Consider the following 13,425-nt stretch of genomic DNA (forward strand, 5'->3'; position numbering starts at 1 on the left):
TCACCCCCATCTATCTTCCTTCCCCCTTTTTATAAGCCTTCCTACACTCGCGGCATACTTTTCTACAGGTAGGCCGCCATGTCCGAGACGCTGCTCAGTTCCCGCAATCTGGCTTTCGAGCTGTATGAAGTCCTCGATGCCGAGGGCCTGACCCAGCGCGAGCGGTTTGCCGAACACAATCGCGAAACGTTCGATGCCGCCATCGGCACCGCCCGCAGCATTGCCGAGAAGTTCTTCGCCCCGCACAACCGCAAGGGTGACGAGAACGAACCGCGCTATGAGAACGGCGCCGCGATTCTGATTCCCGACGTCAAACCCGCCGTCGATGCCTTCCTCGAGGCCGGCTTTCTCAATGCTGCCCGCAGTTTCGAGGCTGGCGGCATGCAGTTGCCAACCTTGCTGTCCCAGGCCTGCTTTGCGCATTTCCAGGCGGCCAACGCGGCCTCGACTTCTTATCCGTTCCTGACCATGGGTGCGGCCAACCTGATCGAGAGCTTCGGCACCGAGGAGCAGAAGCAACGCTTCCTGCAACCGATGATCGACGGTCGTTTCTTCGGCACCATGGCCCTCACCGAACCCCACGCCGGCTCTTCGCTGTCGGATATCCGCACTCGCGCCGAACCGGCGGCCGATGGCAGCTACCGGCTCAAGGGCAACAAGATCTTTATCTCCGGCGGCGATCACCCGCTGTCGGAAAACATCGTGCACATGGTCCTGGCCAAGCTGCCGGATGCACCGGCCGGAGTGAAGGGCATTTCGCTGTTTATCGTGCCCAAGTTCCTGGTCAACGATGACGGCAGCCTCGGTCCGCGCAACGACGTGCTGCTGGCCGGGCTGTTCCACAAGATGGGCTGGCGCGGCACCACCTCCACCGCACTGAACTTCGGCGACAACGGCGCCTGCGTCGGCTACCTGGTGGGCAAGCCGCACCAGGGCCTGAGCTATATGTTCCAGATGATGAACGAGGCACGGATCGGCGTCGGCATGGGCGCGGTGATGCTCGGCTATGCCGGTTACCTGTACTCCCTGGAGTACGCCCGCGAACGGCCACAGGGCCGCCTGCCGGACAGCAAGGACCCGAACACCGCACCGGTGTCGATCATCCAGCACGCCGACGTCAAGCGCATGCTGCTGACCCAGAAGGCCTATGTGGAAGGCGCGTTCGACCTTGGCCTGTACGCCGCGCGGCTGTTCGATGACACCACCACCCTGGGCAGCGAGGCCGAGCGCAGGCAGGCCCACGAACTGCTGGACCTGCTGACCCCGATCGTCAAATCCTGGCCCTCGGAGTTTTGCCTCAAGGCCAATGAGCTGGCGATCCAGATCCTCGGCGGCCACGGCTACACCCGCGAATACCCGGTGGAGCAGTACTACCGCGACAATCGCCTGAACCCGATCCACGAAGGCACCCACGGCATCCAGTCCCTCGACCTGCTGGGGCGCAAGCTGGCGCAGAACGGCGGCGCCGGCCTGAAGCAACTGATCCGCCTGATCGCCCAGACCACAGAACGGGCCCAGGCCCATGAATCACTCACACGCCTGCGCCAGCCCCTGGAGCAACTGGTGGCACGCCTGCAAAGCGTGACCCTGGGCCTGCTCGGCGACCTGGCCCAGGGCCGGGTCAACAGCAGCCTGGCCAACTCGGCGCTGTACCTCAAAGCTTTCGGCCACACGGTGATTGGCTGGCGCTGGCTGGAACAGGCGATCCACGCTGAACAAGGGCTGGCCAGGGGCAACCCGGCGGACAGCGATTTCTACCAGGGCAAATTACAGGCGGCGCGGTACTTCCTGACCTGGGAAGTACCGAGTTGCCATCATGAACTGGCCCTGCTCGAAGCCCGGGACGACACCTGCCTGACCATGCAGGACGCCTGGTTCTGAGGCACGGGTTCTGAGGCGCGGGGCCTGACGCACTCGATCAACCCAGTTTGAACCCGCCCACCTGCCGCGCCAGGTCATCCGCCAGGCGCTGCAGGGTCTGGCAGTCCTCGCGGCAGGCCTGCACTTCACTGGCCGTGGCCCGCGCCAGGTCGGAGATGCCCTGGACATTGCGATTGATTTCCTCGGTCACCGCCGACTGCTCCTCGGTGGCCGTCGCCACCTGATGGTTCATGTCGCTGATGCGCTCGACCTGGCCGGTAATCGCGGTCAGGGAAGCCCCGGTGCGCTGGCTCGACTCGACCCCGGTGCCGGTGGCCGCCTGCCCGGAATGCATGGAAGACACAGCGTTCTCCGCGCCCTGCTTGAGGCGCTGGATCATGTGCTGGATCTCATCAGTGGAGGCTTGGGTCCGCTGCGCCAGGGTTCGCACTTCATCGGCCACCACCGCGAAACCACGGCCCATGTCACCGGCCCGCGCCGCTTCGATGGCGGCGTTCAAGGCCAACAGGTTGGTCTGTTCGGAAATACTGCGAATCACCGCCAGCACCTGATCGATGGAAGCCACCTGGGTCGCCAGTTCGCTCACCGCCTCGGCGGCAATCCCCACCTCATCGGACAGGCTCTGGATATGCCGGATCGATCCCCCCACCACGTCACGGGCCTGCAACGCCTCGTCCCGTGCCGACTGCGAGGCGAGCGCGGCGTTGCCGGCGTTCTGCGCGATGTCCTGCACCGTCAGGCCCATTTCGTGGACGGCGGTGGCCACCATGTCGGTCATTTCCTGCTGGCGGCCGGAACGCCCGGCGGTGTTGTCCACCACCTGCGCCACCTGGCCCACGGCCGCACGCAGGCGCTCGCTGGTGGCCAGGACTTCGCCGATCATGTCGCGCTGGCTTTGCAGAAAACGATTGAAGCCCCGGGCCAGATCACCCAGCTCATCGGCACGACTGGCATCCAGGCGATGGGTCAAATCGCCACCACCGCTACCAATCGCTACCAGCGCCGCTGTTACCTGGCGGATCGGGCGCACCAGCCCACGCGCCAGCAGCACCACCAATAACAGGCAGGCCAGGGCCACGGCCAAACCGATGCCGCTGGTCAGCCACAGGGCCTGCCGAGCCTCGGCGTAGATCTGCGCCCTGGGCACTTCGGCCACCAGGGTCCAGCCCAGGTCGCGCAGGGGCAGGCTGAAGGCCAGGTAGTCCTCGCCGTCGCGGATGAAGGCGCTGCTGGACAGGCCTTGATGGCCCATCACCGCCTTGGCCGCGTCGTCGCCGATCTGCTGCGCCAGCTGGCGCTTGCCGCTGAATCGGGCCTCGGGGTGGACCTGGATCAGGCCATCGTCTCGCACCAGCAATACCTTGCCGCGCTCGCCAAAACTGAAGTTGTGAATCAGCTCCGACAGCTCGCGCATGCTCAGGCCCAGCCCGGCCACGCCCACCACCTTGCCGGCCTGGCGCACCTTGAGGTCGATGAACAGCGCCAGCTCGCCGGTGCTGGTGTCGTTATCGATATTGAGCAGGCGCGGCGAATCGCCGTCGATGAAGGAGTAGAACCAGGAGTCGGCGGGATTGGACCGGCTGAGGGTCCGGTCCAGGCCTTTTTCGTTGTAGTAGTGGTGGCTGGCGGTGCCCGCGATCAGGGCGGTGAAGGCCTGGTGCTCGGCGCGGATACCTTCCAGGTAGCTGACGAAGCTGTCCGATTGAGCGACGTTTTCGCCCCCCGCCAGCCAATCACGCACCATTGTGTTGCCGGCGATGTCCTTCGCCGCCGTCAGCGGCTGTACCAGAATCCGTTCGATATCGTTGCGCATCGCTTCGATGCTCGACGGCAGTGCCTGCTCCAGCAGATAGCTCTGGGCCAGGCGGTTGACCACCAGGGTGTAGAGGCCAACCACGATCAGAACACTGACCAGCAGGGCAGTACCCATGCCCAGGATCAGTTGCCATTGAATACTGCGTCGCCAGAACTGCATGGAGCACCCCCAAAGAATAAGAGGCTGAAACACTGCAACAGCCGTGCCGATTGTATACAACTCAATCGACAATCTATTCTTTGGTTGTACTCAAACCCTTCAACCCTGGTTGATGGTCTTGGCGATGACTTCAACCGTGGCGCTGACTTGCTCTTGGTAACGGTTGAGTTCCTGCTGGTGGCGCTTTTGCATCTCGATCTGCTGCGAACACAGATTCATCGCTGCCAGCACCAACAACCGGTCGCCAATCAACGATGGGTATTTCTTCTTGGTGTCGGCCAACGCGGCTTTCAACATCAATGCAGCGTCCAGCAGGGTCTGCTCTTCCCCGGCCGGCGCCTTGATCGAATAGGTTTCACCGAGAATCGAGACGACTTTTACCCCTTCGGCGCCGTGCATCATGCGCTAACGGGACCAGCGCTGACGCGCTCGACCAGGGCCTGGATACGGGCGGCGGTCGCGCCTTGTTTCTCTTCCTGCTCCATCAGGCTCAGTTGCAGGCTTTCGTTTTCATCCTTGGCCTGAGCCAGTTCGCTCTTCAGGGTTTCGTTCGTGCCGAGCAGTTCCTGGTTCTGTTGCACCAGGTCGCTGACCAGCTGTTCCAATTGGCTTAGGGATGCTTCCAACATTATGATTTTCCGAGCATTTTCAAAGGGCGCGTACGATAAAGAAAAGTCACCACGGATGCCAGGGCTATCCGGCGCAACGCCTTGATAAACCTGGCTGCTGACCTCACAGATGAGTCCTAAAGACTGCCTCGGGCCCATGTGGTTCCTGACGCCTCGTCGCCTGCTCGGATTTTTCTGAAAATCCCAAGGGTCGTCGGCGTTGGTACCAACCTCGGGAAAGGGCCGGCCAGGCACCCGCGCAAGGGGAAAAACCACCCGGTGTGCACCTGGCACTCTTTTGCCAGCAGCGGTTGAACCCGTTTTAGCTCGCATCAGAGGGTGGCGAGCGATTGCTGAAAAAGCTTTTTGACATCACCGTATTTCAACAGGTTAGAATCGCTGGCACGCAGACTGCATGGTCAGTTTGTGCCCGCCTTTTCGCTCCTGGAGTACTGCCTTTGAATGCGACGACCATCAACAGCCTGTTCTTGATCGGCGCGTTGCTGGTAGGTGCGAGCATTTTAGTCAGTTCACTTTCGTCCCGCCTGGGCATCCCGATCCTGGTGATCATCCTGGCCGTGGGCATGGCTGCCGGCGTCGATGGCGGCGGGATCATTTTCGACAATTACCCAACCGCGTACCTGGTGGGCAACCTGGCCCTGGCCGTGATCCTGCTCGACGGTGGCCTGCGCACCCGGGTCTCGAGCTTTCGCGTGGCGTTGTGGCCGGCGTTGTCCCTGGCCACGGTCGGGGTGCTCATTACCACCGGGCTGACCGGCATGGCCGCCGCCTGGCTATTTGACCTCAACCTGATCCAGGGCCTGTTGATCGGCGCCATCGTCGGCTCCACGGATGCCGCGGCGGTGTTTTCCCTGCTGGGCGGCAAGGGCCTGAACGAACGGGTGACCGCGAGCCTGGAGATCGAATCCGGCAGCAACGACCCGATGGCGGTGTTCCTCACCGTGACCCTGATCGACATGCTCGCCAGCGGCCAGACCGGCCTGCACTGGAGCTTGCTCGGGCACCTGCTGCGCGAGTTCGGCATCGGTGGCGTGATCGGCCTGGGCGGTGGCTGGGTAATGCTGCAAATGGTCAACCGCATCCATCTGGCCAACGGCCTGTACCCGATCCTGGTGATCAGCGGCGGCCTGCTGGTGTTCGCCCTGACCAACGCCCTGCATGGCAGTGGTTTCCTCGCGGTGTACCTGTGTGGCCTGGTGATCGGCAATCGCCCGGTGCGCAGCCGCCACGGCATCCTGCACATGCTCGACGGCATGGCCTGGCTGGCGCAGATCGGTATGTTCCTGGTACTCGGGCTGCTGGTCACCCCCCACGACCTGCTGCCCATCGCCCTGCCGGCCCTGGGCCTGGCGCTGTGGATGATCCTGTTTGCCCGGCCGCTGTCGGTGATGGTCGGCCTGCTGCCGTTCAAGGCCTTCCATGGCCGGGAAAAAGCCTTTATCTCCTGGGTCGGCCTGCGCGGCGCGGTACCGATCATTCTCGCAGTGTTCCCGCTGATGGCCGGGCTGCCCCACGCCCAGCTGTACTTCAACCTGGCGTTCTTTATCGTCCTGGTGTCGTTGCTGGTCCAGGGCACCAGCCTGCCCTGGGTCGCCAAGCTGCTGAAGGTCACGGTGCCGCCGGAGCCGGCGCCGATTTCCCGGGCCGCGCTGGAAGTCCACGTCACCAGCGAGTGGGAGCTGTTCGTTTACCGCCTGGGCGCGGAGAAATGGTGCATCGGCGCCGCCCTGCGCGAGCTGAAAATGCCCGAGGGCACGCGGATCGCGGCCCTGTTCCGCGGCCAGGAACTGCTCCATCCGTCGGGTAGTACGGTACTCGAAGCCGATGATTTGCTGTGCGTGATCGGCCATGAACACAACCTTTCAGCCCTCGGCAAACTCTTCAGCCAGGCCCCGCAACGTGGCCTGGATCTGCGCTTCTTCGGCGACTTCGTGCTGGAAGGAGATGCCCAGCTGGGCGCGGTTTCGGCGCTGTACGGGCTTAAGCTGGACGGCCTTGATAGCGACATGCCATTGAGCCGCTTCATCACCCAGAAGGTCGGTGGCGCACCGGTGGTGGGCGACCAGGTGGAGTGGAACAGCACCATCTGGACCGTTGCAGTGATGGACGGGAACAAGATCAGCAAAGTGGGCGTCAGATTCCCCGAAGGAAGTCGCCCGGGTCCCGGTCTCTTCCTCTAAACTCCAGGGCGCGTTGCGGTTTAGTATCAACCTGATACCAGCTTTGACGCACCCGACCCTTTTTCCACTTGCTTGACCGGTCTCTATGCCAACCCTGCGCACTTTTCTCGCCATTGCCCTGCTGGGCTTGTGTTTTTCCGTAAGCGCCGCCCAGGCTGCCGAACCGCCCAGCGCCGAAGCGGTCCAGCAAAGCCTGGACAAAATCGCCGACCGCAAACTGCCCGAGGCCGACCAGAAAGCCTTGCAGACGGTGCTGCAAAACACCCTGACCCAGTTGAGCAACAAGCAGGACTACGAACAGCGGCTGAACGACCTCAAGCAGCAACTGGCCAACGCGCCGCGCCAGACCACGGAAAACCAGCGTGAACTGGCTCGCCTCAAAGCCACCAAGGTGGTGCCAGTGGCGCAACGCTATGCCAGCGCGCCGGTGTCGCAGCTGGAGCAACTGCTCACCGAACGCACCACCCAGCAGAGCGACCTGCAAAAAGCCCTGGCCGATGCCAACAGCCTGACCATCACCGCGCAAACCCGTCCGGAGCGCGCCCAGGCGGAAATCAGCAGCAGCCAGACCCGCACCCAGCAGATCAACCTGACCCTCAAGTCCGGCCGTGACAACGGCAAGCTGCTCAGCGCCGACCAGCGCAACCTGTTGAATGCCGAACTGGCGGCGATCAATGCCTTGATCCCCCTGCGGCGCCAGGAGCTGGCAGGCAATAGCCAGTTGCAGGACCTGGGCAACAGCCAGCATGACCTGCTGATGGAAAAAACCGCGCGCCTGGAACAGGAAATCCAGGACCTGCAGACCCTGATCAACCAGAAGCGCCTGGCCCAGTCGCAGCAGACCGTCACCCAGCAGTCCATCGAAGCGCAAAAGGCCGGCAGCAGCAGCCTGCTGGCCAGCGAAAGCGCGGCCAACCTCAAGCTCTCCGACTACCTGCTCAAAAGCACCGACCGTCTCAACGAACTGACCCAGCAGAACCTGGAAACCAAGCAGCAACTGGACAGCGTGACCCAGAGCGATGCAGCCCTGGACGAGCAGATCAGCGTGCTCAAGGGCAGCCTGCTGCTGTCGAAGATCCTCTATAAGCAGAAACAGGCCCTGCCGCGCCTGCGCCTGGACCGCGACCTGGCCGACCAGATCGCCGACATCCGCCTGTACCAGTTCGAAGTCAACCAGCAGCGCGAGCTGATCAGCAGCCCCAGCACCTACGTCGACAACCTGCTGGCCACCCAGCCGTCCGAGCAGGTCACGCCGCAATTGCGCCGGACCCTGCTCGACCTGGCGATCACCCGCGCCGACCTGCTGGAGCGGCTGAACCGCGAACTGAGCGCGCTGCTCAACGAATCCATCACCCTGCAACTGAACCAGAAGCAATTGCTGAGCACCTCGCAAAACCTGCGGGCGACCCTCGACGAGCAGATGTTCTGGATCCCCAGCAACAAGCCGCTGGACCTCGAATGGCTGGAAGGCGTGCCGCAGCGCCTGCAGAAGCAGATCACCACCCTGCCCTGGGCCTCGAGCCTGAGCGAGCTGACCGACGGCCTGGCCCAGCGCCCGTTGCTGTTCCTGCCGCTGCTGCTATTGATCGGTGCCCTGCTGTGGCGACGCAAGAGCCTGTATTCGCGGCTGAACAAGGTTCACCAGGACATCGGCCACTTCAAGCGCGACAGCCAGTGGCACACACCGCTGGCGATCCTGGTCAATATCCTCCTGGCCATGCCGGTGACCCTGGCCCTGGCGCTGTGCGGCTATGCCCTGCAGATCGACGCCCGGGGGCAGAACGCCAACCTCGGTGCCGCGCTGTTGCAGACGGCCCAGGCCTGGCTGGTGTTCTACACCGCCTATCGCATCCTCGCGCCGGGCGGCGTGGCCGAACTGCATTTCCGTTGGGAGAAGCCCCAGGTCGAATTCCTCCAGGGCTGGGTCCGGCGCCTGGGCCTGGTGGTGCTGGCACTGGTGGCCGTGGTGGCGGTGGCCGAGCATCAACCGGCGGCCCTGGCCGATGATGTGCTCGGGATCGCCGTGGTTCTGACCTGTTACGCACTGATGGCCTGGCTGCTCAGCCGCCTGCTGCTGAGCAGCCCGACCCACCAGAACGCCTCGCTGTTTCGCAAGGCGGTGGGGGTGCTGTTCACGGCGTTGCCGATCGCCTTGTTCATCGCGGTGTGCTTCGGCTACTACTACACCGCGCTGAAACTCAGCGACCGCCTGATCAATACCCTGTACCTGCTGATGTTCTGGCTGGTGATCGAAGCCACCTTCGTGCGCGGCCTCAGCGTCGCGGCACGGCGCCTGGCCTACCAGCGCGCTCTGAGCAAGCGCCAGGCTGCCAAGGAAGCCGGGGAAAGCGGCGATGCGATGGTCGAAGAGCCGCCCCTGGATATCGAAAAGGTCAACGAACAATCCCTGCGCCTGATCCGCCTGGCCTTGCTCGGCGGCTTCATGGCGGCGCTGTACTGGGTCTGGTCGGACCTGATCACCGTGTTCTCCTACCTGGACAACGTCACCCTCTACGAATACACCAGCGGCACCGGCGCCAACATGAGCATGGTGCCGATCAGCATCGGCGACATGCTCGGCGCGCTGATCATCATCGGCATCACCTTCGCCCTGGCGCGCAACTTGCCGGGGCTGCTGGAGGTGCTGGTGCTGTCCAAGCTGGACCTGGCCCAGGGCAGCGCCTACGCCACCACCACCCTGCTGTCCTACGCCATTGCCGGGGTCGGTTTCGTCGCCACCCTCTCGACCCTCGGGGTCAGTTGGGACAAGTTGCAGTGGCTGGTAGCGGCCTTGTCCGTGGGACTGGGTTTTGGCATGCAGGCGATCTTCGCCAACTTCATCTCCGGCATCATCATCCTGTTCGAGCGCCCGGTGCGCATTGGCGACACCATCACCATTGGCAACCTGTCGGGTACGGTGAGCAAGATCCGCATCCGCGCCACCACCATCACCGACTTCGACCGCAAGGACATCATTGTCCCCAACCAGACCTTCATCACCGGGCAACTGATCAACTGGTCGCTGACCGATACCATCACCCGGGTCACCCTCAAGCTCGGCGTCGACTACGGCTCGGACCTGGACCTGGTGAAAGAACTGCTGCTCAAGGCCGCGCGGGAGAACCCACGGGTGCTCAAGGAGCCCGAGCCCCACGTGTACTTCCTCAATTTCGGCGAGAGCACCCTGGACCACGAGCTGCGCATGCACGTGCGCGAGCTGGGCGACCGCAACCCGGTGGTGGATGAGGTCAACCGCTTTATCAACCGCGAGTTCAAGAAGCAGCACATCAACATTTCGTTCCGGCAGATGGAGGTCTACCTGAAAAACCTCCACGGCCAGGAGTACAAAATGGTGCCCATCGAGCCGGAGACCAAGACCATTGTCCCGCTGCCCGAAGGCAAGCCGCTGCAAGAGCCGCCGCCGGGCAAACTCGACTAGGCGCCCTATCCCGAGCAGAATGCTCGGACATTCTGCGAGGGCCTGTTGCCGCTTGGTGACAGGCCGCGCCTTTCCTCGCACCGTTTGGCCCCGCAACGCGGCTCATCACCAAACGGCACCAGACCCCAGGAGATGGCCGTTGAAAGCCCTCGACGAACTGACCTTCGACAATCGCTTCGCCCGCCTGGGCGACGCCTTCTCAACCCACGTCCTGCCCGACCCCATCGACAACCCGCGCCTGGTGGTGGCAAGCGACGCCGCCATGGCCCTGCTGGACCTGGACCCGGCGCTGGCCGAGACCCCGGTGTTCGCCGAGCTGTTTGGCGGGCACAAGCTGTGGGCCGAGGCCGAGCCACGGGCGATGGTGTATTCCGGGCATCAGTTCGGCTCCTACAACCCGCAACTCGGCGACGGCCGTGGCCTGCTGCTGGGCGAGGTGTACAACGCCGCCGGCGAGCACTGGGATCTGCACCTCAAGGGCGCCGGGCAAACCCCTTACTCGCGCATGGGCGATGGTCGCGCGGTGCTGCGTTCGTCGATCCGCGAATTCCTCGCCTCCGAGGCGCTGCATGCCCTGGGCATCTCCAGCTCACGGGCGCTGTGCGTGATCGGCTCCGACACCCCGGTCTGGCGCGAGAAACAGGAGCGGGCGGCGATGGTGCTGCGCATGGCGCCGAGTCATATCCGCTTTGGCCACTTCGAATATTTCTACTACACGAAAAAACCCGAGCAGCAAAAACAGCTCGGCGAACACGTGCTGGCCATGCACTTCCCCGAGTGCCTTGAGCAGCCTGAGCCGTACCTGGCGATGTTTCGCGAAATCGTCGAGCGCAATGCCGAACTGATCGCCAAGTGGCAGGCCTATGGCTTCTGCCACGGGGTGATGAACACCGACAACATGTCGATCCTGGGCATCACCTTCGACTTCGGCCCCTTCGCCTTTCTCGACGACTTCGACGCCCACTTCATCTGCAACCATTCCGACGACCAGGGCCGCTATTCCTTCAGCAACCAGGTGCCGATCGGCCAGTGGAACCTCAGCGCACTGGCCCAGGCCCTGACCCCCTTCATCAGCGTCGAGGCGCTGCGCGAAACCCTCGGTCTGTTCCTGCCGCTGTACCAGGCGCAGTACCTGGACCTGATGCGCCGGCGCCTGGGCCTGACCACCGCCGAGGACGAGGACCAGAAGTTGCTGGAGCAACTGCTGCAACTGATGCAGGGCAGCAGCGTCGACTACACCCTGTTCTTCCGCCGCCTGGGGGACGAGTCCGCCGAACTGGCCGTAGCCCGCCTGCGGGACGACTTTGTCGACATCAAGGGGTTCGACGCCTGGGCCGAGCGCTACAAGGCCCGGGTCGCCCGCGAGCCGCAGGAGCCTCAGGCTCAGCGCCGGGCACGGATGCACGGGGTCAACCCGCTGTACATCCTGCGCAACTACCTGGCGCAAAAGGCCATCGATGCCGCCGAGAGCGGCGACTACAGCGAGGTACGCCGCCTGCACAGCGTCTTGAGCCAGCCGTTCGAGGAGCAGCTCGGCATGCAGGCCTATGCCGAGCGGCCCCCGGAGTGGGGCAAGCACCTGGAGATCAGTTGTTCTTCCTAAGTCGCGCCCTCAGATGAACACTTCGGCCGAGATGCCAAAGCGCTCGGCCAGCCAGCGGACCTGCCGCAGGTTGAGCTGGCGCTTGCCACTGAGCACCTCCGACACCACCGACTGCGCGCCCACCCCGGGCAGGTCGCTTTGGGTCAGACCGTGCTCGCGCATCAGGGACGCCAGCATACTGACCCCACTGACCTGCGGCATGGGCCGATGCTCTTCGTCGTAGGCCTCGATCCAGTCGCCGATGATATCCACCAGGCTATTGAGCGGATGCGCCTCGTCATCCCCGGTCAGCTCCAGCAACTCATCGAGCGCCGCGACCAACCTGTCGTAATCCGCCTCGGTCCTGGGTTTGCACACCAGGGGCGCCACATACTGCCAATGCTCGGCAGCCTGCTCGACCAACACACTCATCCTCGTTCCTCCCTCCATTGGCCGCGATCATAGTCGCGGTGATCCAACACATGACGGATGTACAGCTTCTGCGTGGTATGGCGAACCACTGCAATCAACCGCACTTTGTTACCACCGATATCGAACACATGCAGCGGGCCCACTTTGTCCACCGCCGGACAAAGGGCGCGCAGGGCGGCGAATCCACCGGCTTGCTGCCCTTGAGCAACCGATACCACGTATCCAGGGCATTGGCCGACTACGGCCAGCGCGCCTTGGCTTCCCAGATTCGTTTGACCGTGATGATTCGCATGCAATGTCCCTATCGCATAGTGCTATGGAGGCTAGACGCGAGCATCGGATATCTCAAGATGCTATATCCGCCGTCAGACCAACGGCGCTCGTGTACTGCCAAGCCTAGACAGCCAAGGCGCCTGCCTGCCGCGCAGTGTGTGAGCGATTGCAACAAACTCCAGGGCACTCTGGTGTCTGGTAAAGTCCGCAACACTTTTACCGAGCACGCTTGAGCCGCCATGCCGAGCGCTTGCCAAGGAACCGCAAATGCCGGAAAAAACCGTCTCGATCTGGGCGACCCACGCTGACTGGAGCGAGGACACGCTGCACCACCTGACTTGCCCCAGCTACACCGAAGACGGCGATAGCCAGGGTTCGGAGTTTTCCCGGGCCTTCGGCGTGAGCCTCGACGACGACCTGCTGGAAGTTGCGCGAGTCGAGGTGGGCTGCTCGCTGCTCGCCGCCCTTGAAGACTTTTCATACGCCGCCAGCATCTGCGACAGCCTCACCGAGCAAGGCCTGGGGCAAACCCCGCAGCCGTTCAATCAACTGGTGCTGGCCTACGACCACCGTTTCACCGGCACCCCATCGACCGCCAGCATCCGCGGCGTGATCGTTCACTACATCGCCAGCGTCAGCTACCGCGAATGACCGGCGGAGGTGTTATGCACTACCAGCAGCACCTGGCCTTTGGCGACTTGATCGAGCGTCTGCGCCAACAGGAAAAAACCCTGCAGTTCTGCGTCTACGGCACGCCACAAGACACCCCTCTGACCTTGCACACCCCCTGCGTGATCGAGGCGTTTTCCCGGATCACCGATGACGACGAAGAAATCTACCCGCCGTACGTCATCCAGAACGGCCTGGAATTCTGGTTCAGCGACGAACTGCTCGAAGACGTGGTCATGAGCGCCCTGCACCACAAGCCGACGGTGAGCAACACCGAGCTACTGGCGGCCATCGAGTACTACGCCGAGCGCGACTGCTTCATGAGCTTCGATTAAGCCCTGGCCTGCCGCGCAAAAAAGTGGGCA

At 63.3% G+C, this 13,425-nt stretch carries 10 protein-coding genes and 2 pseudogenes; 6 read left to right on the forward strand and 6 right to left on the reverse strand.

Annotated elements, in window-relative coordinates:
• Window positions 1-78: 78 nt before the first annotated feature.
• The gene (locus AC19YX_RS10765) at window positions 79-1,881 is read left to right on the forward strand and encodes an acyl-CoA dehydrogenase (protein ID WP_421548891.1); all 1,803 of its coding nucleotides are present in this window, start codon (window positions 79-81) and stop codon (window positions 1,879-1,881) included.
• A 37-nt stretch (window positions 1,882-1,918) separates the two neighbouring features.
• On the opposite strand, the gene AC19YX_RS10770 is transcribed toward AC19YX_RS10765, so the two are convergent.
• The 4 genes and pseudogenes from AC19YX_RS10770 to AC19YX_RS10785 all read right to left on the reverse strand — a co-directional run bounded on the left by AC19YX_RS10770 (window position 1,919) and on the right by AC19YX_RS10785 (window position 4,485).
• Window positions 1,919-2,764, reverse strand: coding sequence for a methyl-accepting chemotaxis protein (locus AC19YX_RS10770; RefSeq protein WP_500606377.1), 846 nt, complete (start codon window positions 2,762-2,764; stop codon window positions 1,919-1,921).
• A gap of 21 nt (window positions 2,765-2,785) precedes the next feature.
• Window positions 2,786-3,856: pseudogene (locus AC19YX_RS10775) on the reverse strand (HAMP domain-containing protein); the annotation flags it as partial.
• Window positions 3,857-3,955: 99 nt separating this feature from the next.
• The gene (locus AC19YX_RS10780; RefSeq protein ID WP_078469498.1) at window positions 3,956-4,258 is read right to left on the reverse strand and encodes a cell division protein ZapA; all 303 of its coding nucleotides are present in this window, start codon (window positions 4,256-4,258) and stop codon (window positions 3,956-3,958) included.
• Window positions 4,255-4,485 carry a hypothetical protein gene (locus AC19YX_RS10785; RefSeq protein ID WP_078469497.1) on the reverse strand — a complete coding sequence of 77 codons (231 nt, stop codon included), beginning with the start codon at window positions 4,483-4,485 and terminating at the stop codon, window positions 4,255-4,257. The genes AC19YX_RS10780 and AC19YX_RS10785 overlap by 4 nt, the downstream gene beginning before the upstream one ends.
• Before the next feature lie 437 nt (window positions 4,486-4,922).
• Between AC19YX_RS10785 and AC19YX_RS10790 the strand changes: the two genes are divergently transcribed.
• From AC19YX_RS10790 to selO, 3 genes are all read left to right on the forward strand, one after another.
• On the forward strand, window positions 4,923-6,665 hold the full coding sequence (locus AC19YX_RS10790) for a potassium/proton antiporter (protein ID WP_078469495.1): 1,743 nt from the start codon (window positions 4,923-4,925) through the stop codon (window positions 6,663-6,665).
• An 85-nt stretch (window positions 6,666-6,750) separates the two neighbouring features.
• The gene (gene mscK, locus AC19YX_RS10795) at window positions 6,751-10,104 is read left to right on the forward strand and encodes a mechanosensitive channel MscK (RefSeq protein WP_201129161.1); all 3,354 of its coding nucleotides are present in this window, start codon (window positions 6,751-6,753) and stop codon (window positions 10,102-10,104) included.
• A gap of 139 nt (window positions 10,105-10,243) precedes the next feature.
• Window positions 10,244-11,707, forward strand: a complete 1,464-nt coding sequence (gene selO, locus AC19YX_RS10800; RefSeq protein ID WP_500606230.1) for a protein adenylyltransferase SelO — start codon at window positions 10,244-10,246, stop codon at window positions 11,705-11,707.
• A gap of 9 nt (window positions 11,708-11,716) precedes the next feature.
• Here the strand turns inward: selO and AC19YX_RS10805 are convergent, their stop codons facing one another.
• Together AC19YX_RS10805 and AC19YX_RS10810 are read right to left on the reverse strand one after the other, a co-directional pair.
• Window positions 11,717-12,118, reverse strand: coding sequence for a helix-turn-helix domain-containing protein (locus tag AC19YX_RS10805; RefSeq protein ID WP_078469492.1), 402 nt, complete (start codon window positions 12,116-12,118; stop codon window positions 11,717-11,719).
• Window positions 12,115-12,410, reverse strand: a pseudogene (locus AC19YX_RS10810) (type II toxin-antitoxin system HigB family toxin). The gene AC19YX_RS10805 and the pseudogene AC19YX_RS10810 overlap by 4 nt, the downstream one beginning before the upstream one ends.
• Window positions 12,411-12,658: 248 nt before the next feature.
• Between AC19YX_RS10810 and AC19YX_RS10815 the strand changes: the two are divergent.
• Together AC19YX_RS10815 and AC19YX_RS10820 are read left to right on the forward strand one after the other, a co-directional pair.
• Complete coding sequence (locus tag AC19YX_RS10815; protein ID WP_078469490.1) at window positions 12,659-13,042, forward strand: immunity 22 family protein; 384 nt, start codon at window positions 12,659-12,661, stop codon at window positions 13,040-13,042.
• A 14-nt stretch (window positions 13,043-13,056) separates the two neighbouring features.
• Complete coding sequence (locus tag AC19YX_RS10820) at window positions 13,057-13,395, forward strand: DUF7716 domain-containing protein (protein WP_500606231.1); 339 nt, start codon at window positions 13,057-13,059, stop codon at window positions 13,393-13,395.
• The last annotated feature ends 30 nt before the right edge of the window (window positions 13,396-13,425 follow it).

The organism is Pseudomonas sp. MF09150 (assembly GCF_059862355.1).

Excerpts from the sequence above, each read along its gene's own strand:
- AC19YX_RS10765 (WP_421548891.1), top strand. The coding sequence starts at position 79 with ATGTCCGAGACGCTGCTCAGTTCCCGCAATCTGGCTTTCGAGCTGTAT.
- AC19YX_RS10805 (WP_078469492.1), bottom strand. The coding sequence starts at position 12,118 with ATGAGTGTGTTGGTCGAGCAGGCTGCCGAGCATTGGCAGTATGTGGCG.
- AC19YX_RS10815 (WP_078469490.1), top strand. The coding sequence starts at position 12,659 with ATGCCGGAAAAAACCGTCTCGATCTGGGCGACCCACGCTGACTGGAGC.
- AC19YX_RS10820 (WP_500606231.1), top strand. The coding sequence starts at position 13,057 with ATGCACTACCAGCAGCACCTGGCCTTTGGCGACTTGATCGAGCGTCTG.
- AC19YX_RS10770 (WP_500606377.1), bottom strand. The coding sequence starts at position 2,764 with ATGATCGGCGAAGTCCTGGCCACCAGCGAGCGCCTGCGTGCGGCCGTG.
- AC19YX_RS10780 (WP_078469498.1), bottom strand. The coding sequence starts at position 4,258 with ATGATGCACGGCGCCGAAGGGGTAAAAGTCGTCTCGATTCTCGGTGAA.
- mscK (WP_201129161.1), top strand. The coding sequence starts at position 6,751 with ATGCCAACCCTGCGCACTTTTCTCGCCATTGCCCTGCTGGGCTTGTGT.
- AC19YX_RS10785 (WP_078469497.1), bottom strand. The coding sequence starts at position 4,485 with ATGTTGGAAGCATCCCTAAGCCAATTGGAACAGCTGGTCAGCGACCTG.